This is a genomic window from Novosphingobium silvae, from assembly GCF_009856825.1.
In the GTDB taxonomy this organism is placed as follows: Bacteria; Pseudomonadota; Alphaproteobacteria; order Sphingomonadales; family Sphingomonadaceae; genus Novosphingobium; species Novosphingobium silvae.
This window is the reverse complement of the sequence record NZ_WVTD01000002.1, coordinates 286,069-310,610: the sequence shown is the minus strand read 5'-3', so window position 1 is coordinate 310,610 and position 24,542 is coordinate 286,069. Positions and strand designations below refer to the sequence as shown.

Sequence of the window (24,542 nt, the reverse complement as noted above, 5' to 3'; positions counted from 1 at the left end):
CAGCAGCGCACAGCATGTGGAAATCCCCGAAAACTGGATTGTTGTCCCGGACTTGCTCCGGGGGATGCCTCTGGCTTGCAGGAGCGTTGTGCGGACTTGCCGGGGCTACCCGGCAGGGTCCTTCTCAGGCGCGCTCCAGCGGCCGGTTTCCATCCAGATCAGGAACCGCCCCAGCGGCAGGATCCAGACGATCCCCAGGACCACGTAGACAGGCGTCTGTGCAAGCGCGTTCCACCCGCCGATGAGCGGCGGCACGAAAGTGGCCACCGCAATGCCGTAGAGCGCCAGCACGCCCACGAGCGCGAGGATACCGACAGGGATGCGCCAGGTGGGTGTTTCCCGCATAGGCTCAGCCTTCGCCTGCCGTTTCGGCGTGGTAGATGCGCGTGGGCGTGACCACCGCGACCAGCGTGCGGTCATGGCTCTCCACGGGCAATTCGGCGGCCAGCTGGCAGTCCCAGGCCAAGCCGATGGCGGGGACGCGGGGATGGGCATCGAGCCAGCGATCGTAGTGGCCTCCGCCCTGGCCGAGCCGATGGCCTTCGGCGGTGAACGCCAGCAGAGGCACCACCACGATGTCGGGGGCTGCGACCGGGGCGTCGGCGGCAGGCTGCAGTGCGCGCCAGGGGCCGGGCGCCAGAAGGCTTTCGTCCCAGGGGTTGTCCCAGATGCGAAAGTCCATGGGCGCGGTCCGCGATGCGAACCAGGGCAGGGCGACGCTCCACCCGTTCTCCGAGAGCCAGCGGGCCCAGCCCAGCGCAGGCGCCTCCGATCCGACCGGGTGGTAGAGGCCCACGGTCGCTCCTGGCGGGATCATCTCGACCACCGGAGCAGGGGGACGGCTGAGCATCAATGCGCGAAGACCGGCGGGCAGGCCTGCGACGTGTTCGGCCCGGGCCTGCCGATAGGCGCGCCGAAGCGCGGCCTTGGCGTCGGCGAAGGAGCCGGAAGATATGGGGGGTGACGGGTCCACCATGGGTCGTTTCCTAGAAATCCTCTGACGCCTCGACGTCAGGTGGGGACCATGTGCTTCGGACCAGGATCCGGGCAGGGACAGCCCCCAATGGATTGCTTATAGCCTCAGGGATGTTCGAACGGCACGTGCCGGGCAGATCCCGTCACGCCCTATCTAGGCGCTCTTCTTCTCCCCCTCAAGGAGGGATGCGAGATTTTCGATCCGCGCGGCGATGCGGGCCAGCCTTTCCCCGGCTTCCCGGGGCATCCGTGGTGCTTCGATGGGCGAAGCGACGGGTTCGGGAACAGGTTCCGGAGCGGGGCGGCTGCGCAACTCGTGCAGTTCGTCGGCAAGCATGAGCGAGGCGAAGAGCAGCATCCGCGTCTCCGTCTGCCCGCTCACGCCGGCGGCGCGGACCTTCTCGTCGATGAGGCGGCCGAGTGCCTCGACATGGGCCTCCTCGCCGTTCGCGCTGGCAAGCGTGAAGCTGCGGCCGCCGATGGAGAGCGTGACGTTGCCCATCAGGCGTCACCCCGCTGGCCAAGCAGTTCGTCGAGGTCTGAAAGCGAGCGTGCGACGCTCGCCTTGAGCGCTTCGTGGCGGCGATGCAGATCGTCTTCGCGCTCGCGGGCGGCGGGCTCGTCCTGCACTGCCTGCGCGGCAGCTTCGATCCGGGCCAGGGCTTGCTCGATACGGTCGAGCGCCAGCAGGGCATCAGCCTCGTTCATGGCTTCTCGCTGGCGACATAATGTTCGCCTCGCAAGCACTTGCACGCGCTTGTTCACAATCTTGTCACGCACGCATGGTTCAAAGGGCATCTCATGCGACGGGACGCATGCCGCTTGCGGCCGTTCGCAGGGGCGTCCTCGCGAAAACCGGTGCCGAACTTGACGGAACGCAGCCTCTCCCTAAAGGGGGTCCCAGTTTTCGAATCGTCCCGCAATTTTCGCATACCCGGAGCTCTCCCATGACTTTGTCTCCCGACCGCCTTGCGCCGATGGCCAACGCCATCCGGGCGCTGTCGATGGATGCGGTCCAGGCGGCGAACAGCGGCCATCCGGGCATGCCGATGGGCATGGCCGACGTCGCCACGGTGCTCTTCTCGAAGTTCCTGAAGTTCGATCCCGCCGTGCCGGACTGGGCCGATCGCGACCGCTTCGTGCTGTCGGCGGGCCACGGCTCGATGCTGATCTACTCGCTGCTGCACCTCACCGGCTATGCGAGCCCCACGCTGGAGGACATCCGCAACTTCCGCCAGCTCGGCTCGGTCTGCGCCGGCCACCCGGAGAACTTCCTGATCCCGGGCGTGGAATGTACCACCGGTCCGCTGGGTCAGGGCGTGGCGATGGCCGTTGGCATGGCGATGGCGGAGCGCCACCTGAACGCGACCTTCGGGGACGATGTGGTCGACCACAACACCTGGGTGATCGCGGGTGACGGCTGCCTGATGGAAGGCATCAACCACGAGGCGATCGGTCTTGCGGGCACGCTGAAGCTCAACCGCCTCAAGGTCCTGTGGGACAATAACAAGATCACCATCGATGGCGACACCTCGCTTTCGACCTCCGAAGACATTCCGGCGCGCTACCGCGCATCCGGGTGGGACGTGTTCGACTGCGACGGTCACGACTTCGACGACATCGAGCGCGCGCTGGCCGCCGCCGCCACTTCGGACAAGCCCGCGCTCGTGTCGTGCCGCACGGTGATCGGTAAGGGCGCTCCCAACAAGCAGGGCGGGCACGATGTCCACGGCGCGCCGCTTGGCGAATCCGAGATCGCCGCTGCGCGCAACCACCTGCTCTGGACGTCCGCCCCGTTCGAGATCCCGGCCGAGATCGCGGCTGACTGGCACTTCGTCGGCAAGCGCGGCACGGCCGACCGCCAGGAGTGGGAGGCGCGTCTTTCGGGCCATCCGCAACAGGCCGAGTTCGCGCGGCGCATGGCCGGTGACCTGCCCGAGCTGGACACCATCCGCGAAACGCTGACCCAGTGGGTTGCCGGCGATTCCACCGTCGCCACGCGCAAGGCCTCCGAGAACTGGCTGAACGTGCTGGCTCCCGCGATCCCCGAGATGATCGGCGGCTCTGCCGACCTCACCGGTTCGAACAACACGAAGGCCAAGTGCCAGGCGCCGTTCACGCCCGAGGACTACGCCGGCCGTTACGTCTATTACGGCATCCGCGAGTTCGGCATGGCCGCCGCGATGAACGGCATGGCGCTGCACGGCGGCGTGATCCCCTATGGCGGCACCTTCCTGATCTTCTCGGACTACTGCCGCAATGCGATCCGCCTCTCGGCGCTGCAGCAGACCCGGGCGATCTACGTACTGACGCATGACAGCATCGGCCTTGGCGAGGACGGGCCCACGCACCAGCCCGTCGAGCACATCATGTCGATGCGCCTGATCCCCAACCTCAACGTGTTCCGTCCCGCCGACGTGGTGGAGACGGCCGAGTGCTGGAACCTCGCGCTGGAATCGAAGGAAACGCCTTCGGTCCTCGCGCTTACCCGCCAGAACCTGCCGCAGCTGCGCACTTCGGGAGAGATGCTTTCGGCTCGCGGCGCCTACACGCTGCGCCGCGCCGAGGGCGAGCGCAAGGTGATCCTCATCGCCACCGGCTCGGAAGTGGAACTTGCCGTCAAGGTGCGTGACGAACTGCAGGCACGGGGGATCGGCGCCGACGTCGTGTCGATGCCGTGCATGGACCTGTTCGCCGCCCAGGAAGAGGCCTACCAGCGCGAGATCCTGCCCAACGACCCGTCGATCCTGCGCGTTTCCATCGAGGCGGGAACCACGCACGGCTGGGAACGCTACACTGCCTTCAGCCGCAACGGCGGCCTGAATATCGGTCTGGACCGCTTCGGCGCGTCGGCCCCGGCCAAGGTCCTGTTCGAGCGCTTCGGCTTCACCGTCGATGCGATCGTACCCAAGATTATGGACAAGCTCAGCGCCTAACTAGGAGGAGAATTACATGGCGACGAAGGTTGCGATCAACGGTTTTGGACGTATCGGGCGCAATGTCGCTCGCGCCATTCTCGAGCGTACCGACCATGATCTCGAGCTGGTGTCGATCAACGACCTGGCCGACGCCAAGGCCAACGCCCTCCTTTTCAAGCGCGACAGCGTGCACGGCACGTTCCCGGGCGACGTCGAAGTCGACGGCAGCGACCTGATCATCAACGGCAAGCGCATCAAGGTGACTGCCGAGCGTGATCCGGCGAACCTGCCGCATGCCGCGAACGGCATCGACATCGCGCTGGAGTGCACCGGCTTCTTCGTGGACAAGGACAGCGCGTCCAAGCACATCGCCGCCGGCGCGAAGCGCGTGCTGATCTCGGCCCCGGCCAAGGGCGTGGACCTGACCGTCGTCTACGGCGTCAACCACAAGGACCTGACGGCCGAGCACCTTGTCGTCTCGAACGCCTCGTGCACCACCAACTGCCTCGCGCCGTTCGCCAAGGTCCTGCACGAGAAGATCGGCATCGAGCGCGGCCTGATGACCACGATCCACTCGTACACCAACGATCAGAAGATCCTCGACCAGATCCACAAGGATCCGCGCCGCGCCCGCGCCGCCGCGATGAACATGATCCCCACCAGCACCGGCGCCGCCGTTGCCGTGGGCCTCGTTCTTCCGGACCTCAAGGGCAAGCTCGACGGTTCGTCGATCCGCGTGCCCACCCCGAACGTCTCGGTCGTCGACCTGACTTTCGTGCCCAAGCGCGACACCACCGCCGAGGAAGTCAACGCGCTGCTCAAGGAAGCGGCCGAGGGCGAGCTCAAGGGCGTGCTCGGCTATACCGAGGAACCGCTGGTCTCGATCGACTTCAACCACGATGCGCACTCGTCGACGATCGACAGCCTCGAGACCGCCGTACTCGAAGGCAAGCTCGTGCGTGTGCTTTCGTGGTACGACAACGAGTGGGGCTTCTCCAACCGCATGGTCGACACGGCCGGCGTGATGGGCGGCCTGCTCTGATCGAAAAGACGGCGATGGCGGGACGCCTCATCGGTATCTCACGGCGGCAACGTCGCCGTGCTCCGATGGAGGACCTGCGCTCTGCCGTCGTAACTGCCGCCGCGGGAGTCCACGGGGACTTTCGCGGCGCGGTGCGTCCGGGAAAGGTGCCGAGGCGGCAGGTCTCCCTTATGGAGATCGAGAGCTGGCGGGCGGCTCTGGACGAGGTGCATGCAACCGATCTGTTCGGGCAGCGCCCGCCATGGCATGCTCGCCGTGCGAACCTTCTGGTCGAAGGGCTGCGCCTGCCGAGGAAGGCGGGCGCGGTCCTGGTGATCGGCAGGCACCTGCGCATCGAGGTCACCATGGAATGCGATCCGTGCGGCCGCATGGAGGAAGTGGCGCCCGGCCTCGAGCGCGCGCTCACGCCGGACTGGCGTGGCGGCGTGCTGGGCAGGGTGCTGGATGACGGCGAGATCGCCGTCGGCGACGAGATAAGGATCGAGAGATGAGCGCTTTCAAGACCCTTGATGACCTGGGTGACGTGAACGGGAAGGTGGCGCTCGTGCGCGTCGACCTCAACCTGCCGATGCAGGACGGGGCCGTTACCGACGATACCCGCATCCGCGCGGCGGCGCCCACCATCCTGGAACTGACCGAGAAGGGCGCCAAGGTCCTCCTGCTCGCGCATTTCGGCCGCCCCAAGGGCGAGCGCGTTTCCACGATGTCGCTTTCCATGGTCGTGGGCGCGGTGGAGAAGACGCTCGGCAAGGAAGTCATGTTCGTGCCCGAGATCGCGGGCGACGTGGTCAGGCAGGCCATCGGCATCCTGCGCGCAGGCGACATCGCCATCCTCGAGAACACCCGCTTCTGGAAGGGCGAGGAGAAGAACGACCCCGAACTCGCGCAGGCGATCGCTGCCAACGCGGACTTCTACGTGAACGATGCGTTTTCTGCGGCGCACCGCGCCCATGCGACCACCGAAGGCCTCGCCCGGGTCCTGCCTGCCTATGCGGGACGTTCCATGCAGGCGGAGCTGGAAGCGCTCGACAAGGCGCTCGGCAATCCCGAAAAGCCGGTCGCGGCCGTCGTCGGCGGCGCCAAGGTCTCGTCCAAGCTCGACGTGCTGAAGCACCTCGTGACCCAGGTCGATCACCTGATCATCGGTGGCGGCATGGCCAACACCTTTCTCGCGGCCAAGGGCGTGGACGTGGGCAAGTCGCTGTGCGAGCACGACCTGACCGGCACCGCCAACGAAATCCTTGCAGCGGCCGATGCCTCGGGCTGCACCGTCCATCTGCCCTACGACGTGGTGGTGTCGAAAGAATTCGCGGCCAACCCGCCCAGCCTGCGTACCTGCAACGTCCATGAAGTCGCGGCCGACGAGATGATCCTCGACGCTGGACCGAATGCCGCCGAAACCCTTGGCGACGTGCTAAAGACCTGCCGCACCCTCGTCTGGAATGGCCCGCTCGGCGCGTTCGAGATGGCGCCTTTCGATGCCGCGACGGTGGCGCTCGCCAAGACCGCGGCAGCGCTCACCGCCGAGGGATCGCTGGTGTCCGTGGCCGGCGGTGGCGATACGGTCGCCGCGCTCAACCACGCGGGCGTGGCGCAGGATTTCAGCTATATCTCGACCGCGGGCGGCGCTTTCCTCGAATGGATGGAAGGCAAGGAGCTTCCGGGCGTCGCGGCGCTTTCCGCCTGATCGCGACAAACGGGACCAAAGCGAGTATGCGGCGCGCATGAATCACCATCGTCATGCCGCCGCGCCGCCCTGGGAAGGGCGGTACGTCACGCTGGACGGGATGCGCGGGATCGCCGCGCTTGCCGTGGCGCTGTTCCACTACAACATCTCGCAGGCGCCCCACGGCTATGTCGCCGTGGACTTCTTCTTCGCGCTGTCCGGCTTCGTTCTATGCCGCACGTACCTGCCGCGCTGGCAGGCCGGGATGACGGCCGGGGCTTTCATGAAGCAGCGGCTGATCCGGCTCTATCCGCTGTTCCTTGTGGGGATCGTCGTCACCACGCTGTCCGCCATTTCCAACCATTTTACCGGGCAGGGCAACCTCTACGGCTATGGCATGATGGCGCGCGCGCTGCCCTTCAACGTGCTGATGCTTCCTTCGCCGGTGACGAACACCCTGTTCCCGCTCAACGTGCCGGCATGGTCGCTGTTCTTTGAACTGGTGGCCAACCTCGGCCTGGTGCTGGTGCTGTTCCGCCTGCCGCGCATCGGGCTGCTGGCTGTGGTCCTGGCAGCCGCGCTCTGGTTCGTGCCCGTGGTGCTGGAGAACGATGGCGGCAACCTGGGAGCAGTCTGGCATCAGGTGGGGACCTCGATGGTGCGCACCACGATGTCGTTCACCGCCGGCGTGCTCCTCGCCCGTCTCCCTGCCGCCGTCGCGCGTCCCGCCGGTTGGCTGGGCGCCGCCTGCCTCGCCGCGATCGCGGCCATGCTGATGCTGGACCCGGTGTCCATTCCGGATGCCTGGTACGACCTTGCGTGCAGCATCGTCGTCTCGCCCCTGCTGGTGTGGCTGGGTGCGCGGTGCGAGCCGCCCCGGTTCCTTGCGCCGCTCGCCTGGTTTCTGGGAGAGGTGTCCTATGCCGTCTATGCGGTGCACTGGGCGCTCATGGAGCCGCTGCGCTACTTCAAGGACGACCTCGGCTATGATCCGGTGCTGATGGGCGCCATCTATCTGGCATGCTGCGTGTTGCTGGGATGGGCGGCGGTACGCTGGGTGGACCTGCCGATGCGTACCCGGATCAACGCCGTGCTGCGCGCCCGCGCGGCCATCCCGCAGCCGATGAAGGAGCGCGTGCTGCCCAATTAAGGCTTACCGCAGCCTTGCTGCTGTTGCGGGACATGTCCCCGCGCGATAGGCTCGAAAGCAAGTGCTGAACACACTAGGAGGAGAACCCATGCAGTATTCAGAGATGACCGCCAAAATGGCGGACGGCGACGGTTTCATTGCCGCGCTGGACCAGAGTGGCGGTTCCACCCCCAAGGCTCTCAAGGGCTACGGGATCGAGGAAGGTGCATGGTCGAACGAGGAGGAGATGTTCGGCCTGATCCACGAAATGCGCGCGCGGATCATTTCGTCTCCTGCCTTCACCGGTGAGAAGGTCATCGGCGCCATCCTTTTCGAGCGCACCATGGATGGCCAGGTCGAAGGCGTGCCGACCCCCCAGGCACTGCTCGCAAAGGGCGTGGTTCCGTTCATCAAGATCGACAAGGGCCTTGAAGACGAAGCCAACGGCGTTCAGCTGATGAAGCCGATGCCCACTCTGGATGCGCTGCTGGCGCGCTCGAAGGCGCTTGGCGTGTTCGGCACCAAGGAGCGCTCGGTCATCAACTCGGCCAATGCCGAGGGCATCGCCGCCGTGGTCAAGCAGCAGTTCGAGATCGGTCTGCAGGTGCTCGGCCACGAGATGATGCCGATCATCGAGCCCGAAGTGAACATCAAGAGCGAAACGCGCGCCGAGTGTGACACCATCCTGCGCGACGAGATCCTCAAGAACCTCGACGCCCTTCCCGAAGGCAAGCAGGTGATGCTCAAGCTTTCGCTGCCGGTCGTTCCCGGCACTTTCGATGCACTTGTCGAGCATCCCAAGGTCCTGCGCGTGGTCGCGCTCTCGGGCGGCTTCTCGCGCTCGGAAGCTTGCGTCGAGCTTGCCAAGAACAAGGGCATTATCGCGAGCTTCAGCCGGGCGCTCCTGTCCGACCTGCGCTCGCAGATGAGCGATGCCGAGTTCAACGCAGCGCTGGCGGAAGCGATCGACGAGATCTACCAGGGTTCGACCCAGAAGGCCGAGGCGGTTCCTACTGCCTGAACCCCGGGCCAGTCCCGCTGAACAAGGAAAGGCGGCGCCGGAAGGTGCCGCCTTTTCCGCCTGCTAACGAGGGCGGAAGGCCGGGCTTCAGTACCCGCCCATGAACCGCAGGCCGAAGCGATAGTCCGCCGGCCTCACCGCTCCGTTGCCGGTACCCGCCATCTTTTCGGGACGGACTTCCACAAGCTCCAGCGTGCCGTCGGCGACCATCGCCGGCTTGCCCGTGGTCAGTTCCACAACGCCGCCCGTGCCGCTGTCTATCCGGACCTTCAGCCTGACCTGCCCGGCCCAGACACAGCGGGCATTCATCGGGCAGCGGCTGTCTTCCAGCACTTGCAGCGGCGTGACGCGCGGGCCGTCCACCGTCACGCTCTCACCCAGTCGGGCATAAGTAAGCGAGGGGGCCTGGTCCGGAGCGGCCCGAGGAAGCGGCTCGGGAGAGGGCACGGGCGCATAGGGCGGCGCATAGGGCATGGGGGCGGGCGCGGTATGGACCGGCGCGACAGGGCGAGCCCGGACATGGCCTCCAGCCATTCGCGACGGGTCGGCCGGCGGTATGACGGTGCAGCCCGCAAGCACGCAGGCAGTCGCAGCGGCGAATGCTGGGAGGGTCCTCATGGCGCACGATGCAACACGTGCGCGCATGAACGGTTCCGGAACGCTTGGCCTCGAGCCCGCGCGGAGGTAGAGCGGCGGACATGAAAGAAGATATTCCGCGCGAACCCACGCAGCTTTACCTCATCTCGCCGCTGGACGTGGGAGGGACTTTCGCCGACCGTCTGGCCCGTGCGCTCGATGCAGGGCCGGTGGCCGCGTTCCAGTTCCGGGTAAAGGACGTGGACCAGCACGAGGCCGCGCGGTTGGCGGAGCCGCTGCGGCGCCTCTGTGCGGACCGGGAAGTCGCCTTCATCGTTAACGATTCGATCGGGCTGGCCAAGCGGCTCGGTGCGGATGGCGTGCACCTGGGGCAGGATGACGGTACGATCGAGGAAGCACGCGACGCGCTTGGCCGGGATGCGCAGATCGGCGTGACTTGCCATGACAGCCGCCACCTTGCCATGGAAGCCGGCGAGCAGGGCGCCGACTATGTGGCCTTCGGCGCATTCTTCCCGACGGCGACCAAGCAGACCAAGCATGTCGCAGGGCTCGACCTGCTCGAATGGTGGCAGTCGATCTTCGAGATTCCGTGCGTCGCCATCGGCGGTGTCAGCCCCGACAACTGCGCGCCCTTGGTGCGGGCGGGAGCGGACTTCCTTGCCGTGTCCGGCGCCGTCTGGAACGGGAACGAGGAAGCCGCCGTGAAGGCCTTCCACGAGGCGATCGTCGCCGAGTTCTGAGAGGTTTTCGAAAACGGCGGAGCGTTCGCAGCGCATGGCGGTGGATGCTGCGGCGTTCAGAAGTCGATCCTGGAGATGACTTCCTCCCCGAACCTCTGCGCCTGCTCCAGATATTCCACGCGGGTCGCGGCGTGGATGGTCGCGCCCGAACCATCGACGCCCAGCGACTTCAAGTGGGCGAAGTGGTCCAGTGCTTCCTGCGGATTCCAGCCCACTCTCACAGAGTAGGTCGAGGAGGCGATGACCTGCGGCGGGGACGAGCGGCCTATCTTCTCGCAATGCTCGGCCATATAGGCGATCGCAGCCACGATGTCGTCGTCGCCCTCGAGACTGGCGGTACGGGCGGTGTCGGTCATCGCTTTGGGCACGAAGAAGGGGTGCCATGCATCGCCCAGTTCCACCGCCCGTCGCAGCGCACGCTTGGAGTTGCCGCCCACCAGCAGTGGCGGATGGGGTGTCTGCGCAGGGGTCGGCCGTACCCGGTTGCCCGGCGCGGTGTAGCCGTTGCCCTCGAACGTGAAGTCCTCTCCCGTCCAGGCCAGCTTCATCGCTTTCATGTACTCGTCCATGATGTCGTTCCGGCGGTCGAAATCGACGCCGAGCGCCTTGTATTCGCCCTTCATGTAACCGGCGCCCACGCCCAGGATCACGCGGCCAGCGGTGAAGTGATCGAGGCTCGAAACAGCGCGTGCGGTGATGAACGGGTTGCGATAGGGAAGCACCAGGATGTTGGTCTGCAGCCGAAGCGTGGTCGTGGCCGCACCCAGCATGGAAAGCATCACGAAGGGGTCCTGCGCATAGTGCCCGCCGTTGTCGAGCCAGCGCGAGGAGGGAACCGGGTGGTCGGTGACCGTGCCGGCGTGAAAGCCCGCAGTCTCGACCGCCCTTGCGATCTCGTGAAGGGCCCGCATGGTGCACCACTCGCCCGGCTTGTCGATATGGTCGAAAGGCAGGCTGGTGCTGAGAGTGAAAGTCATCGCGCGTCCGTTTCCTGTGTTCTTGCGGCCTATTCGACGATCTCGGGAGGCAGGATCCAGGCGTCGGCGCGGTCGCGCACCCAGCCACCCGAAGCCCACGATCCGCCATCAACTGGGATGATCGCACCGGTCACGTAGCTCGCGCTGGGGGAGGCGAGGAACGCGGCCACGCGGCCGCATTCCTCGTCGCGGCCTGCGCGGCCCGCCGGGATGCGTCTGCGAACGGCATCCTCCTGCGCCGGGGTCAGGGTGGGCCACTTGCTCTCGTCCACAGGGCCGGTGAAGTTGCCGCGCGTGCCCGGCGTCACGGTGTAGTCCGGCGCGATCGTGTTGACCCGGATGCCATGTTCGGCGAATTCGAGCGCGAAAGTGCGGGTCAGGTTGTTGATCCCCGCTTTGCATGCGGCATAGACGGCGTAACCGGGCGCCGCGCGGCTTGCCTCAATGCTGCTGACGTTCACGATCGCTCCGCCGCGTCTGCCCGCCATCATCAACGGCACGGCAGCCTGCGTCGCGGCGAGATTGCTGACGAGGTTGAGATCGATGTGCCGTCGCCAGTTCTTCTCGGCAAGGTCCAGGAAGCCGCGGCGGCTGACCCCGCCGGCGTTGTTCACGAGGATGTCGAGGCGTCCGAAGGTCTCGGCCGCTCTGGCGATGGCCTCTTGCAGCGCTTCCAAGTCCGTCACATCGCCGGGAATGCACAGCGCACGGCGGCCGCGTTCCTCCACCATCGCGCCGACCTGTTCGCACCGTTGGGGCACCGCTTCGATAATGGCGATGTCCGCGCCCCTGTCTGCCATGCAGAGGGCAATGGCGCGGCCGATGCCTCCGCCGCCACCCGTGACGAAGGCCACCATTCCCGTCAGATCGATGTCGCCGGGCTGCATTTTCCTCTCCTTAGCGCGGTGCCGTTCTCGGCATCCGTCGCCAGCGATCAACTCGCAGGACTGAACATGTGCGCAGCATCAGCCAGATCACTATGCTCGTCTATGTCTTTCTCCAGGCCCGGAGTGGTGATCGTCACCACGCTGAGCCGAAGGATTTCCGCCTCGAGGCGGTGCAGCGCTGCACTGTCCGGCCCGAAGCGGAAGCGGAACCGGGCCGCCGCCGGAAGAGGCAGGGACAGGGCATTGGTGCCATGCCCGTGACGGTCGGGCGCTATCCCGACAGCGCCGGCGGCAAGGTCTCGCAGCCGGGCCACATCGTCCGGAACAAGGCACGGCAGGTCCGCAGGAAGCACGATCAGCCGTTCGGGTGCATCGCTGCGCGACGCTATCCCGCGGCGGCCATGTTCCAGCGCCGCGTTGAGGCCACCGCCCGGGTCCTCGAAGCGCTCAAGGTGAGCGGCGATGCCTCCGCGCTCCGGTCCGATGATGACGATGCGCGCGACCTGCGCCTGCGTCACGTCGACCACGTGCTCCAACATCGCCTCGACCAGACTCTCGCGCTCCGCCGCCGAAAGCAGTGCCGCCAACCGGGTCTTGCCCGCTCCCCGAGCTTTGACCGGGATCAGCACCCATGTGGCAGCAGCCAAGGTCATGGTATCCCGGGCGCCTCGCTCAGATTCGTGAATCGGATACCTGCGCCGTCCGCCTTGTAGGTCCTGTTCATGTAGATGAGGATCGAGGTGAGGGCTTCGGCGGCGGCCGAATTGGCGAGAGCGCCGCCGGACAGCGCGCGGATGCCCATACCGGGGCAAAGGTCGGCCACGATCCCCCGCGCTTCTACGTCGTCGGAGAACACCAGCACATCGCAGTCGATCGCGTGGTCGGAAGCGAGGTGATGGGCCGAGACGTTATGGAAAGCGGTGACGAGCCTGACATCCGGCCCGAGATGCGCGCGCGCCTGGAGCGCGGCGCTGCCCTCGGCGGGAAGCTTGACGCGCATGACCTTGGGCGGCACCAGCGGCACGGTGGTATCGACCACCACCGCGTGCCCTACGCGGTCCCGGATCAGCGCCAGAGTCTCTTGCTGCGAGGCATGCGGCACCGCGACGATCACCACGTCCTTCCCTTCCGCCGCGTCTGCAACCGAAGCGGAACCGGCCGCGTCGAGCTCCGTCGCCGTGGCCCGGGCCTTCTCGGGCGAGCGGGATCCGATGGTGACTTCGTGCCCTGCGCCGATGAGCCGGCGCGCCAGCCCCCTCCCGAGGGCGCCCGTGCCACCGATGACTGCAATCCTTGCCACGCCTTTTATCTCCCCCGCGGATTCTGGATCCTGCCGATTGTCCTTGCGTTGCGCGGTCGCCAGAGTGCCGTCCGGGAGGATCGATGACCGCTGTTCCAGAACTCACCGTGCGCCCGCTGGCAGGATTGCCCATGTTCGCCCCCGGTATGTCGATAGCGCAAGCGATTTGCTCTGCGCTCGCGGCCGAAGGCGACGCCTTACGCGGCGGCGATATATTCGTGATCGCACAGAAGATCGTCTCGAAGACCGAGGGACGAACCCTTGACCTGCGATCCCTGCCCGTCAGCGAAGAGGCGAGGAGCCTCGCCGCCGCGACGGGGCGCGAGCCTGGGCTGGCGCAGGCCATTCTGGACGAAAGCGCCGAAGTGCTCCGCGCGCAGTCTGCTGCGATCATCGCCCGTCACCGAACTGGACACGTTCTTGCCAATGCCGGAATCGACGCCAGCAACGTGGAGGGCGGTGATGCCGGCACGGTGCTGCTCTGGCCCGAAGACCCCGATGCCTCCGCGCGCGCGATTCGGACGGAACTGCAGGACCTCTGCGGGGGAGAGGGACGGGGCGGGGTGGGCGTGGTCCTCACGGACTCCATGGGCCGCGCGTGGCGGATCGGGACGGTGGGCACCGCGATCGGCTGCGCGGGGATTGAGGTGCTGGAGGATCGGCGGGGCTGGGCGGTCGACCTGTTCGGCCGGACCCTGCAGGCAACAGTGATTGCGGTGGCGGATTCGCTTGCCGCGATGGGAACGCTGGCCCTTGGCGAAGGCGACGAAGGCACGCCCGTTGCCCTTGTGCGAGGCGCCGGACGGTGGACCATCAATGAGGATGGACCGGGCGCGGCCAGCGGCTTGCGACCGGTGTCACAGGACATGTTCAGATGAGCGCCAGGCACGTACTCGCGCTCTCCGGAGGCGTCGGCGGCGCCAAGCTCGCCGCAGGCCTCGCCGCCGTCCTGCCGCCCGAGGACCTGACCATCGTCGTCAACACCGGCGACGATTTCGAGCATCTCGGCCTGACCATCTGCCCGGACATCGATTCGGTCGCTTATGCGCTCACCGGGTTGAATGACGTCGTGCGCGGATGGGGGATCCGGGACGAAAGCTGGCACGCCATGGCTATGCTGCGCGCGTTGGGAGAGGATGACTGGTTCAACCTTGGCGACCGGGACATGGGCATGCACATCGCCCGCTCGTGGCGATTGCGCGAAGGCGCCACGCTGAGCGAGGTGACTGCGCGCCTGACCCGGTCGCTCGGTATCGTGCACGCGATCGTTCCCATGAGCGATGGTCCGGTGCGTACCCGGATCGGCACCGCGGAAGGCTGGATGGACTTCCAGCGCTACTTCGTTGCGGAGCAGTGCCGCCCGATAGCGACAGGAGTCCGTTTCGACGGGGCAGCGACGGCGCGTCCGTCTCTCGCGTTTGAGGCGGCGCTCGCGCGAAAGGACTTGGGCGCGATCGTCATATGTCCGTCGAATCCGTACCTCAGCGTCGATCCCATCCTGGCTCTTCCCGGCGTGCGAGAGGCACTGGCGGGTCGGCGCGTGCCGCTTGTCGCGGTGTCTCCACTGGTGGGGGGCGCCTCGCTCAAGGGGCCCTTGGGCAAGCTCCTGCACGAGCTGGGCCGACCGGTGGGCAACGGCTCCATCGCGGATCATTACGGCGATCTTCTCGATCATCTGGTCATCGACGAGGCCGATGCGGCGGATGCCGGCCCCTTGCGCGACAGGGGGCTTTGCGTCACCGTCACGGGAACAGTCATGTGCGATGCCGAGGTTCGGGAGCGGCTTGCGCGCGTAGCACTGTCCGTAGCCCGTATCGAAACAGGATGACCATGGCTCGCGACGACGAAGCGCTGATAACCCGACTCCTTTCCACGCCGCTGGACGATCTGCTGGCGCAGGCACGTGCGCAGCGTGCCGAGAAGGCCGGGGCCTGTGCGTCGCCGCGCATGACCTACTCGCCCAAGGTGTTCATTCCCCTGACACGGCTATGTGCCGACGTATGCCACTACTGCACTTTCGCGACTACGCCATCGCGGCTCGAGGCGCCGTTCCTGTCCGAGGATGAAGTGATCGCGATCGCCCGTTCCGGTGTGGCGGCCGGGTGCAAGGAAGCGCTCTTCACTCTCGGCGACGCGCCCGAACGGCGTTACGCCGCCGCGCGTGAGTGGCTGGCGGAGCGGGGCTTTGCCCGCACGATAGACTACGTGCAGCATTGTGCCGGGCGGGTGCTCAGGGAGACCGGGCTCCTGCCGCACATCAACGCCGGAGTGCTGGAGGAGGACGACTGGCTGATGCTGCGCACGGTGGCCGCCTCCATCGGGCTGATGCTGGAATCGACCTCCGAACGGCTTCTCGAGAAGGGAATGTGCCACCACGGCTCGCCCGACAAGGCTCCAGAGGTGCGCCTTGCCTCACTGGCGGCGGCGGGACGCGCGCGCGTGCCGACGACCAGCGGAATCCTCGTCGGCATCGGCGAGACCGCGCGCGAGCGGATGGCCGCGCTCATCGCGCTGCGCGATCTGCACGAGGCGCATGGACACATCCAGGAAGTGATCGTGCAAAACTTCTGCGCGAAGCCCGGGACCAGGATGTTCGAGGCCCCAGAGGCGAGCGAGGCGGATTTCCTGCGCGTCGTCGCCGCTGCCCGCATCGTGCTCCCGCCCGAGGTTTCCGTTCAGGCGCCGCCCAACCTCAACGACGAGCGCCTTGTCGAACTGATCGAGGCGGGAATAGATGACTGGGGCGGCATTTCCCCGGTGACGCAGGATCACGTCAATCCGGAAGCGCCCTGGCCCGGGATCGCGCGGCTGGAAGCGACCTGCGCCGCTTCGGGCATGGCGCTGGTCGAACGCCTCACGGTCTACCCGCGCTTCATCGGGAACGAGGGGTGGATCGATCCCGCCGTGCGTCCCGCCGTGCTGCGGATGGCCGACGCGGACGGCCTCGGCCGGGACAGCATGTGGAGCCCCGGCATGGCCGAGCCAGCGCCGGGGACCGTCCGGATACCGCTGGGCCGCCGCTATCACGGAGCGGTGACGGGCCGGCTGAACCGCATCCTGGACCGCGCCGCGAACGGCAACGGTCTTGATGAAGCCGAAGTCACCGCGCTCTTCGCAGCGCGCGGGCGTGCGGCCGAGGCGGTGATCGAGGCAGCCGACACGCTGCGAGCGCAAGTGCGCGGCAACGACGTGACCTATGTCGTCAACCGGAACATCAACTACACCAACATCTGCACGCACGCGTGCTCGTTCTGCGCCTTCTCCAAAAGCAGCAGCAAGGCGGGCTTTCGTGACCGGGCCTATAACCTCGACCTTGCCGAGATCGCCCGGCGCGCGCGCGAAGCGGTTTCGCGCGGAGCGACCGAGGTGTGTCTCCAGGGCGGGATCCACCCGAGCTACACGGGCGAGACCTACCTCTCGATTGTCCGCGCCGTGAAGGATGCCTGCCCGGACCTGCACGTCCATGCATTCTCCCCGCTGGAGGTGAGCCAGGGCGCCCGGACCCTAGGCATGACCGCTGCGGATTACCTCGCGATGCTGCGCGACGCGGGCCTGGGCTCGCTGCCCGGCACGGCGGCGGAGATCCTGCACGACGACATCCGCGCAAAGATTTGCCCGGACAAGCTGACCACGCGCGAATGGATCGACCTTGTCCGCTCGGCGCACCGCGTGGGACTTCCAACGACCTCGACGATCATGTTCGGCCATCTGGAAAATCCCCGGCATTGGGCACGGCACCTCAACGAGCTGCGCAACCTGCAACTCGATACCGGCGGCATCACGGAGTTCGTGCCGTTGCCGCTGGTCCACATGGAAGCGCCGTTCTATCGCCGTGGACAAAGCCGCAAGGGACCCACGTGGCGCGAGACGGTGATGATGCATGCCATCGCCCGCCTGGCCCTGCACGGCGCAATCTCCTCCATCCAGGTTTCATGGGTAAAGCTGGGCATGGATGGCGCCGCGGCGGTGCTGGCAGCCGGCGCGAACGACCTTGGCGGCGTCCTCATGGACGAGAGCATCAGCCGTGCGGCTGGTGCTTCCCACGGCCAGTTGGCGGACGTCGCCGCAATGCGCGCCGCAGCGGAGGGCGCCGGACGGAGACTTCGGCAAAGAACGACGCTCTACAAGGACGCGGCCGCCGAAATGGCGTGAGTCACATCGCGCGGATGTGCTGCCACATCGGCTCGGGCATCCAGGTGTACTCGATGTAGTGCCCGAACACGGCGCGGGCATCGAGATACAGGAACCTGAGGCTGTCTTCCGCTTCGTCCGCAAGGTCGCGTTCCATCGCCACGGGAAACTCCTGCTCCCCCGCACGGCGACGCAAAGCGCCCCAGTCCGGCACGCGAAAACAGATGTGATGGAAGCGCAACGGCCCGCCGTTCGACCGGCAGTGGGCGTAAAGACCCACCTCGTCGATCTCGCTTTCGATCAGTTCGTACTGCAGGTCGCCTATCCAGATGAAGCAGACGCGCCCCTTCTGCCGCCTGAGGCCATGAGGTGTGATCACCCTCTGGTCAACCGGGATGATCGTGGGCTCTTTCGTGAGCCCACGTCCGCGGAACAGGTCGATGCCGGCTTCCAGGTCGTCGCACACGTAGGCATTCTGGTAGTGCAGGCCTTCGAGCATGTCTTTTCCCTCTTACCAGCGCTTGCGGCTCAGCCTTCGCGCGCGACGTCGTAGCGTGACAGATAGCGCTCGAAGAGGGGTTCAATCTCGGCCTTGGCAAGTCCGTACTGCGCAAGCTTGTACTCGTGGCGCCCGAACTTGTCCTGCGGGTTGTCGGCCACCCACTTTTGGATTCCGGCTTCCGCCTCGGCGGTCCACTTGTCGCCCAGCTGCGCATAGACCTTTTTCGTCGCCCCGAGAGGGTCGCTCACGAGGTCGGCATAGTGGACATCGATGATCTTGTCCTCGCCGAACCTGTCGCGGAAATCCATGATGCGGTTGGCGTGCTCGGCGGCTTGCCAGGGATAGTTCTCCTTCAGCCATTCCGCATCGATCCGGCCCATGTGGGCCTTATGGCTGAGCGAAATGATCGAACAGAGCGAACCTGTCGCGGTGAAGGGGTCGCGATGCGTCCAGATCACCCGAGCATCCGGGTAGACCTTGAAGATCGTCTCCAGCCAGAGCGCGTGGCTGGGCTTCTTGACGTTCCAGATGCCGCTCGTGTGGTGCTGCAGCATCTGCAGAAACCTGCGGTGGTATTCATAGGCGCTGGTCATGTCGCACGAGAAGATGAACTCCTTGTACGCAGGCAGCTTGCCCTTCGATTCGATCATCAGCGTCTTGAAATCATGCGCCATGAAGAAGACGCATTCGTTGGGATAGACGGCCGAACCGCGATAGTACTTGCCCATCTCGGGATTGGCTTCGAGCGCCTTTCTTTCCTGCGTCAACCTGGCCACCGCCCTCGGATCGGTGGTCAGCAGGTCGTCCGACGCGACCGGCGGCACCGGATCGTCGATCTCCCAGGTCAGGGGGGAACGGCGTGCGGGATCGGCGGCAAGCAGGTTCGACATCAGTGTAGTGCCCGTGCGCGGCACCCCCATGACGAAGACGGGACGCGCGATCCTCCGTTCGAGCACCTCGGGGTTGTCCCGGATATACTGCGAAACCCTGAGGCGGCCGCGCAGGTAGTGGAGCGTGTCGCTCCGCGCGCGAGCGATGCCGCCTTCGCTCATCCAGCCTTTGTCGATGCCCTCGTTGAACGATGCGGTGAACACATCGAGCCCTTCACGAAAGCTGTCGTTGTCGAAGGCATGGATGCCGGTCCCCTTCATTGCCTGTTCGACAAGGGCGTCGGCGACGAGTTGCTCGGCGGCGGTGGTGGCCATGGCGTGATGATCCTCTTCCCATTGGTCCGCTTAAGCGGCCGTATGCCCCTCATAATCGGCTTCCGACTGACGTTGGCAACGTGCGTCGAATGCCAGATCGGGCCCTTGTGTCGAGTTCGGGTCAAGACCGCGCGACGGGAATGGTGCGTTAAGCGAGCACTCGCGCCTGCCGTTGGCGGAAAGTGGTCGGGCTCGCTCCCACGGCACGGCGGAAGGCGAAGGTAAAGCTGGAAGGAGAGGCGAAACCCATGGCGAAGGCGATCGTCTTCACGCTCTCTCCTTCCACCAGCAGCCGCTTGGCGGCATCCATGCGTCGCTGCTCGATGTAGTCGCCGATGGAACAGCCACGGCTCACGCGGAAGCCGCGTGTCAGCTGGCGGACGGAAAGCGAGCACAGCCTCGCCAGTTCTTCGAGCGTGGGGGCGCGAAGGTCGTCGGCAAGGCGCTCGTCGATCAGGCGCAGACGCCAGCCCGAGAGCCCACCGGTGACCGGTTGCTCGGCGACCTCGATGCAATGGCGGCCCAGCTCGATCGCCAGTTCTCCGCCAAGAAAACCCAGCATCCGCTGTGCGGCCGCGCCGGGGTGGCGTACTTCCGCCGTAATGCGGAACAGGAGCGCGCGCATCTGCGCGCTTCCGATATCCAGCGTGGCGGCAAGATGAGGGTCGTTCCAGGCCAGTTCCCGCCCCGCGAGATCGTGCACCAGTTCGGCATCGATAGTGCAGACAAGCGCGGCCTGCCTGCCGCTGCCGCCCTTGATGAACAACACTTCATTGGGAGGCAGGACGAAGATGTCGCCAAGCCTCTCCAGCCGGTTCGGACCCCATCGCTCCCGATATCCGCCGCGCGATTGCAGGGGCCTCGGCGTAAGGCACATGTTGACGTGATAGCCTCGTGAAACTGAGTGGCGTCCAACTGTCGGCTCGGGGATGTCGTAGCGCACGATCTGGGCGAGGACACCATCGGTCGCCAGTTCGGCGTCTATGCTCGCCGTTGGCCGGTGGACAATGCCGTATGTCATCGATCCTCTCCCGCAGCGCTTCCCGGAAGCCGTTCGCAATATGTCCGGGACGCCATCTTAGGTCCTGATTTCTACGTCTCGCGTCCTTGCCCCGCAAGCCGCCCCCGAGGAACATCGCGCCCACGAACGCCCGGGCGAAAAGGCGCCGGGCCAGCGATGGGATGGAGAGAACGATGGGCGGCCTTTTCGACTGCACCGGCAAGGTAACGGTGGTGACCGGGGGCAACGGCGGCATCGGCCTCGGGTTTGCCACGGGCGTGGCCCGGATGGGCGGCGATCTCGCGATCTGGGCTCGCGACGCGGAGAAAAGCGCACGCGCCAGGGCACAGCTCGAGGCCTCCGGCGCAGGGCGCGTGATCGCTTACAAAGTCGATGTCTCGGAGGAAGACAACATCCTTGATGGATACCGGAGGGTGATGGCGGACTTCGGCCGGGTCGACTGCGTTTTCGCGAACTCCGGCGCGTCTCCGCGCTACAACTCAGCCTTCGAAATGCCCACGGAGCACTGGTACGAGTTCCAGAAGACCGCGTTGCATGGGGCCTTCTTCACCTTGCGCGAAGGCGCGCGGCTGATGAAGGAGCGGGTGGAGAAAGGAGACTCCAAAGGCGGCAGTCTGGTCGCCTGCGGCTCCCTCTCGCTGTTCCAGGGATTGCCGGGGAAGATGGAATATGCGGCTTCGAAGGCGGCCGTGGCGGCGGCGATCCGCTGCCTTGCCATCGAACTCGCGCCGCTTGGCATTCGCGCCAACGTGGTGGCGCCCGGGCTTATTATCACCCCGATGATGGGCGAGGGCGCGCGCGCCGAGGCGGTCGCGCAGCACTTTGCTCCCACCATCCCGATGAAACGCACCGGGTATCCGGAGGACTTCGAAGGCATCGGAGCGTACCTGTGCTCGGATGCCAGCAGCTTCATGACCGGCGAGACGATCACGATCGACGGCGGGTACATGGTGCGGCCGTGACCGGATGCGATTGGAAAGGGCGAACATGAAACGGCTCAACATCCACGGCGCGGGCGATGTGCGCCTCGATCCGTACGAACGTCCGGCGGCGGGGCCGGGCGATGTGGTCATCCGCATGAAGTCGGTCGGTATCTGCGGCAGCGACCTTAGCTACATCAAGGTGGGCGGCATGCCGTACGAACCCGGCGGCCAGACCGCGCTCGGGCACGAGGGCGCCGGCGAGGTGCTCGAGGTCGGCTCGCAGGTGAGCGGGATCTCGGTTGGAGATGCGGTGATCGTCAATCCGATGATGACGCCCAGCAACATCGGTTCGGGCGGTCCGGAGGGCGCCTTCACTCAGGAGCTTCTGGTGCGGGAGGCTCGGCTCGGATACTCGATACTCCCGGTGCCCGAGGGAGTTGACTATGAAGTCGCTGCCATGTGCGAGCCGCTGGCGGTGGCCATGCACGGCGTCAACCGCGCCGAGGTGAAGCCGGGCGACAAGGTCGTCGTGTTCGGCTGCGGGCCGATCGGCCTTGGCATGCTGCTATGGCTGAACGACCGGGGCATTACCGATGTCGTCGCACTGGACCTTTCGGAAGAGCGCCTCGAGCGAGCCCGCGCCATTGGCGTGCAGGCGGCGTTAGATCCCACCAAAACCGACCTGCGCTCCGAACTGGCAAGGCTCCACGGCGAAGTGTCCAGCTATGGGCGGGTGGGAGTGGGAACCGACGCCTATATCGATGCGGCGGGCGCTCCGCACATTCTCTCGCAAGTCATCATAATGGCGAAGTTCCATTCGCGGCTGGTGATCACCGCCGCCTACATGAAGCCGCTGGAGTTTCCGGCCGGACGCATGCTCACCAGCGAGATGACGATCACTACCGCCATGGGCTACCCCACCGAGATGCCTGAGGTGATCGCCGCGATGCCTCGGTTGAAGGACAGGATCGCTGCCATGATCAGCCACCGCCTGCCGTTCGAGGATGTCCTGCAGGGCCTGGAAATCGCGGCAACTCCGCAATCCGCCAAAGTCATGATAAATTTCGGAGACGCTCACCATGAATGACGTGAAGGATGCAGGGCCCGCGCTGGCCGGTCTGGTGCGTTCGGGAGACGAGCAGGCCGAAGCGATCGCGGTCACCGACTTCATCTTCCAGGCCAACGACATCTCCAACGCCTATCTCGTCACCACGACCGAAGGCGACGTGATGGTCAACACGGGCTTCATGGACAACGCCCAGCGTACAAAGCGCCTGCTGGCGCCGCACCGCACCGGGGCACTGGCCTTCGTCATCCTGACCCAGAGCCATGCAGACCACTACGGCGGATTGCCCCAGTTCCTGGAGGACGGAACGCAGGTGATCGGAGGACCCGGTTTCAACGAGGCGCTGGCCGACATGAACCGCCTGCAGCCCTTCTTCGGCCCTCGCAGCGCCAAGTTGTGGGGCGCCACTCTCAGGCGCGGCGCCGCCCCCAAGGCGCCGCCGCCGATCTCACCCGACATTATCGTGGATCGACGCCTTCGTATCGACGTGGGGAACAGGACCTTCGAACTGATTTCAACGCCCGAGGGCGAGACGGTAGACAATCTCACTGTCTGGATGCCGAAGGAGAGGATAGCCTTCACCGGCAATGTTCTGGGTCCGGTATGGTTGTCGATGCCGTTTCTCAACACTCTTCGCGGAGACAAGCCAAGGCTGGTACGCAACTACCTTAAGTCGATCGAGACGGTGCGTGACCTCGGCGCGGAGATCGTGATCACGGGCCACGGCGATGCCATCGTTGGCCGGGAACGCATCCGTTCCGACCTCGACAGGCTGCATGCCGCCGTCAGCCATGTTCGGGACTACACGCTGGAAGGCATGAACGCGGGCAAGGACGTGCACGCGCTGATGCGGGAGTTCGCCTGGCCGGAGGGTCTGCAGATCGGCGAGTTCCACGGGAAGGCCAGCTGGGCGGTCAAGTCCATCTGGCGCGAATACGCAGGCTGGCTCCATTACGAGGATGGCACGACCGCGCTTTACGGCGTGCCACGATCAAGCGTCGATACCGACCTGGTCGAACTCGCGGGCGGCGCTGGAACGCTTGCCAAGCGCGCACAGGCGCGCCTTGAGGCGGGCGAACCGCTCCAGGCCATACACCTTACCGACATAGCGCTTGGCGCGGATTCTGGTCATCGCAGGGCGCTGGAAGTGCGCAAGGCTGCCCATGAAGTCCTGCTGGAACGCAGCGGAAGCGCCAACCTCAGCGAGACCATGTGGCTTCGCTCCGAAATCGCTGCCATCGCGGCAAGGTTGGAGGGATAAGGGCCCATGGCCGTGATGGGCTGACTTGCCTCCGGAGGACGGCGGGCGGGATCAGGCCATCACGGCCACGCTGTCGCAGACGAGCCGGACCAGTTCGGGCTGCCCGCGCACCCCTAGCTTGGCGTAGAGCCGCTTTGAATAGTTTCGGGCGGTCTCGATCGTCAGGCCCATCGACGCGGCGGCTTCGGCAATCGTCTGACCCTCGTTCAGCGCTATCGCCAGTGCGGCTTCCCGTGGAGGAAGGTCGAACAAGCGGGACAGGCGCTCGACGCTTTGCGCGGTGCGCGCGTTGGGAAGCCGGCAAAGCGCCAGCATCGAGGGGCGCGGCATGTCCGTGGTAGCTGTCAGCAGCGCCTCGAGCCTTGGCTGCTCGTGCAGCACGAGGGGCCGGGGGGCGGGCGGGTCGGCCGATGCGAAGAGCGCTGCCGCCGCGCCAAGTTCGCGTTCCGCTTGGACGCCAAGGTCGCGCAGGCGCTCGCCCGGACGCGGGACGTAATGCAGGTTGCGTTGCATCCAGACGCCAAGACGTGGATCTATCGCCAGCAGCCGCGCTTCGCGGTCGAGCACCATCCACGCAGTCGCGCTACGTGCCATGCCCTGAGTGCTGACGCTTGCCCTGACGCGGTGCTCCTCCAGCGCGACGTAGCTGCGCAAGGCCGCCTCGACGTAGGGAGCGAGTGCCGAAAGCAGCGCGCTGTCCGACGCCGTGCAGGGCCGCGCACGCGCCATGATCAGCCAGGCACCCGTCTCGCTGATGTCGGGCAGGCGAACCACCCGCTCGTCCGCGATGCCGAGGCGGCGCATCTTCTCCGCGCATTCCGCCCGGAAAACCGGATCATGGTCCACGAACTCCGCTACGGAGTAGACCCGCCCGGGTCGCAGGCGATCGTAGTGCAGCCGCTCCAGTGCATGCATGTCGAACGGGTCTGCGTCGTGCGCCGAAGCCCGCAAGTCCTGCCCTGCGTGAAAGTCGATGATCTGCGCGTGCGGCCCGTCCCCGCGCCTCAACAGGATACCCACGTTTTCAGCGCCGGTACGCCTTTTAAGCCTGTCCAGAAATTCCGCGAAACGGCCCTGCTCACCTACGCCCTTCAGTAGAGGCAAAAGCAGATCCGTCTCATCGGTTGAAGTCAGCGCCATCACCCTCCCATATGGGAGGTTTGTGCCGAAGTCATCCCTGC

Annotated in this window: 26 protein-coding genes; 13 read left to right on the top strand and 13 right to left on the bottom strand. The window is 66.0% G+C overall.

Annotation, left to right across the window (positions count from 1 at the left end; all coding sequences use genetic code 11):
* Positions 1-105 precede the first annotated feature (105 nt).
* The 4 genes from GR702_RS04435 to GR702_RS04420 form a co-directional block, all read right to left on the bottom strand.
* The gene (locus tag GR702_RS04435; protein ID WP_160984756.1) at positions 106-345 is read right to left on the bottom strand and encodes a DUF2842 domain-containing protein; all 240 of its coding nucleotides are present in this window, start codon (positions 343-345) and stop codon (positions 106-108) included.
* 4 nt (positions 346-349) lie between these two features.
* Positions 350-976 (bottom strand): 5-formyltetrahydrofolate cyclo-ligase, encoded by a 627-nt coding sequence (locus GR702_RS04430; protein WP_160984755.1) that lies wholly within the window; start codon positions 974-976, stop codon positions 350-352.
* Between the two features lie 153 nt (positions 977-1,129).
* Positions 1,130-1,477, bottom strand: a complete 348-nt coding sequence (locus tag GR702_RS04425; protein WP_160984754.1) for a cell division protein ZapA — start codon at positions 1,475-1,477, stop codon at positions 1,130-1,132.
* On the bottom strand, positions 1,477-1,683 hold the full coding sequence (locus GR702_RS04420) for a hypothetical protein (RefSeq protein ID WP_160984753.1): 207 nt from the start codon (positions 1,681-1,683) through the stop codon (positions 1,477-1,479). The genes GR702_RS04425 and GR702_RS04420 overlap by 1 nt, the downstream gene beginning before the upstream one ends.
* 239 nt (positions 1,684-1,922) lie before the next feature.
* Between GR702_RS04420 and tkt the strand changes: the two genes are divergently transcribed.
* From tkt to GR702_RS04390, 6 genes are all read left to right on the top strand, one after another.
* Positions 1,923-3,911 (top strand): transketolase, encoded by a 1,989-nt coding sequence (tkt, locus tag GR702_RS04415; protein WP_160984752.1) that lies wholly within the window; start codon positions 1,923-1,925, stop codon positions 3,909-3,911.
* A gap of 16 nt (positions 3,912-3,927) precedes the next feature.
* A complete protein-coding gene (gap, locus tag GR702_RS04410; protein ID WP_160984751.1) occupies positions 3,928-4,935 on the top strand; it encodes a type I glyceraldehyde-3-phosphate dehydrogenase in 1,008 nt (335 codons plus the stop codon).
* A gap of 14 nt (positions 4,936-4,949) precedes the next feature.
* Entirely contained in the window at positions 4,950-5,426 is a 477-nt protein-coding gene (locus GR702_RS04405) for an MOSC domain-containing protein (RefSeq protein ID WP_160984750.1), read from the top strand.
* Positions 5,423-6,622 carry a phosphoglycerate kinase gene (locus GR702_RS04400; RefSeq protein WP_160984749.1) on the top strand — a complete coding sequence of 400 codons (1,200 nt, stop codon included), beginning with the start codon at positions 5,423-5,425 and terminating at the stop codon, positions 6,620-6,622. Before GR702_RS04405 ends, GR702_RS04400 begins: the two co-directional genes overlap by 4 nt.
* A gap of 37 nt (positions 6,623-6,659) precedes the next feature.
* A complete protein-coding gene (locus GR702_RS04395; protein WP_160984748.1) occupies positions 6,660-7,751 on the top strand; it encodes an acyltransferase family protein in 1,092 nt (363 codons plus the stop codon).
* A gap of 88 nt (positions 7,752-7,839) precedes the next feature.
* On the top strand, positions 7,840-8,751 hold the full coding sequence (locus GR702_RS04390; RefSeq protein ID WP_160984747.1) for a fructose bisphosphate aldolase: 912 nt from the start codon (positions 7,840-7,842) through the stop codon (positions 8,749-8,751).
* Between the two features lie 87 nt (positions 8,752-8,838).
* Here the strand turns inward: GR702_RS04390 and GR702_RS04385 are convergent, their stop codons facing one another.
* Positions 8,839-9,369, bottom strand: a complete 531-nt coding sequence (locus GR702_RS04385; protein WP_202408042.1) for a hypothetical protein — start codon at positions 9,367-9,369, stop codon at positions 8,839-8,841.
* A gap of 80 nt (positions 9,370-9,449) precedes the next feature.
* On the opposite strand from GR702_RS04385, the gene thiE reads away from it, so the two are divergent.
* Entirely contained in the window at positions 9,450-10,088 is a 639-nt protein-coding gene (gene thiE, locus GR702_RS04380; RefSeq protein WP_160984746.1) for a thiamine phosphate synthase, read from the top strand.
* A gap of 56 nt (positions 10,089-10,144) precedes the next feature.
* Here thiE and GR702_RS04375 read toward each other — a convergent pair whose 3' ends face one another.
* Genes GR702_RS04375 through npdG form a run of 4 tightly spaced genes read right to left on the bottom strand, consistent with a single transcriptional unit; the run spans position 10,145 to position 13,252 of the window.
* Entirely contained in the window at positions 10,145-11,065 is a 921-nt protein-coding gene (locus GR702_RS04375; protein ID WP_160984745.1) for an LLM class F420-dependent oxidoreductase, read from the bottom strand.
* Between the two features lie 29 nt (positions 11,066-11,094).
* On the bottom strand, positions 11,095-11,952 hold the full coding sequence (locus GR702_RS04370; RefSeq protein WP_160984744.1) for an SDR family NAD(P)-dependent oxidoreductase: 858 nt from the start codon (positions 11,950-11,952) through the stop codon (positions 11,095-11,097).
* Positions 11,953-11,999: 47 nt separating this feature from the next.
* Positions 12,000-12,605, bottom strand: coding sequence for a 2-phospho-L-lactate guanylyltransferase (cofC, locus tag GR702_RS04365; protein WP_160984743.1), 606 nt, complete (start codon positions 12,603-12,605; stop codon positions 12,000-12,002).
* Positions 12,602-13,252 carry an NADPH-dependent F420 reductase gene (gene npdG / locus GR702_RS04360; protein WP_160984742.1) on the bottom strand — a complete coding sequence of 217 codons (651 nt, stop codon included), beginning with the start codon at positions 13,250-13,252 and terminating at the stop codon, positions 12,602-12,604. The genes cofC and npdG overlap by 4 nt, the downstream gene beginning before the upstream one ends.
* Positions 13,253-13,335: 83 nt before the next feature.
* Between npdG and cofE the strand changes: the two genes are divergently transcribed.
* The 3 genes from cofE to cofH are packed head-to-tail and all read left to right on the top strand — an operon-like array spanning position 13,336 to position 17,404.
* A complete protein-coding gene (gene cofE, locus GR702_RS04355; protein ID WP_160984741.1) occupies positions 13,336-14,130 on the top strand; it encodes a coenzyme F420-0:L-glutamate ligase in 795 nt (264 codons plus the stop codon).
* Positions 14,127-15,080 (top strand): 2-phospho-L-lactate transferase, encoded by a 954-nt coding sequence (cofD, locus tag GR702_RS04350; RefSeq protein WP_160984740.1) that lies wholly within the window; start codon positions 14,127-14,129, stop codon positions 15,078-15,080. The genes cofE and cofD overlap by 4 nt, the downstream gene beginning before the upstream one ends.
* 2 nt (positions 15,081-15,082) lie before the next feature.
* On the top strand, positions 15,083-17,404 hold the full coding sequence (cofH, locus tag GR702_RS04345; RefSeq protein WP_160984739.1) for a 5-amino-6-(D-ribitylamino)uracil--L-tyrosine 4-hydroxyphenyl transferase CofH: 2,322 nt from the start codon (positions 15,083-15,085) through the stop codon (positions 17,402-17,404).
* Between the two features lies 1 nt (position 17,405).
* Here cofH and GR702_RS04340 read toward each other — a convergent pair whose 3' ends face one another.
* The 3 genes from GR702_RS04340 to GR702_RS04330 form a co-directional block, all read right to left on the bottom strand.
* The gene (locus tag GR702_RS04340) at positions 17,406-17,882 is read right to left on the bottom strand and encodes a VOC family protein (protein ID WP_160984738.1); all 477 of its coding nucleotides are present in this window, start codon (positions 17,880-17,882) and stop codon (positions 17,406-17,408) included.
* A 29-nt stretch (positions 17,883-17,911) separates the two neighbouring features.
* The gene (locus GR702_RS04335; RefSeq protein WP_160984737.1) at positions 17,912-19,090 is read right to left on the bottom strand and encodes a sulfotransferase family protein; all 1,179 of its coding nucleotides are present in this window, start codon (positions 19,088-19,090) and stop codon (positions 17,912-17,914) included.
* A gap of 148 nt (positions 19,091-19,238) precedes the next feature.
* The gene (locus GR702_RS04330; protein WP_160984736.1) at positions 19,239-20,111 is read right to left on the bottom strand and encodes a helix-turn-helix transcriptional regulator; all 873 of its coding nucleotides are present in this window, start codon (positions 20,109-20,111) and stop codon (positions 19,239-19,241) included.
* A gap of 173 nt (positions 20,112-20,284) precedes the next feature.
* Between GR702_RS04330 and GR702_RS04325 the strand changes: the two genes are divergently transcribed.
* Genes GR702_RS04325 through GR702_RS04315 form a run of 3 tightly spaced genes read left to right on the top strand, consistent with a single transcriptional unit; the run spans position 20,285 to position 23,361 of the window.
* Entirely contained in the window at positions 20,285-21,073 is a 789-nt protein-coding gene (locus GR702_RS04325; RefSeq protein WP_160984735.1) for an SDR family NAD(P)-dependent oxidoreductase, read from the top strand.
* A 25-nt stretch (positions 21,074-21,098) separates the two neighbouring features.
* Positions 21,099-22,121: a zinc-dependent alcohol dehydrogenase gene (locus GR702_RS04320; protein ID WP_160984734.1), complete on the top strand. Its 1,023-nt coding sequence runs from the start codon at positions 21,099-21,101 to the stop codon at positions 22,119-22,121.
* Complete coding sequence (locus tag GR702_RS04315) at positions 22,114-23,361, top strand: MBL fold metallo-hydrolase (RefSeq protein WP_160984733.1); 1,248 nt, start codon at positions 22,114-22,116, stop codon at positions 23,359-23,361. Before GR702_RS04320 ends, GR702_RS04315 begins: the two co-directional genes overlap by 8 nt.
* Positions 23,362-23,412: 51 nt before the next feature.
* Here the strand turns inward: GR702_RS04315 and GR702_RS04310 are convergent, their stop codons facing one another.
* On the bottom strand, positions 23,413-24,381 hold the full coding sequence (locus GR702_RS04310; RefSeq protein ID WP_337192520.1) for a helix-turn-helix transcriptional regulator: 969 nt from the start codon (positions 24,379-24,381) through the stop codon (positions 23,413-23,415).
* Positions 24,382-24,542 lie beyond the last annotated feature (161 nt).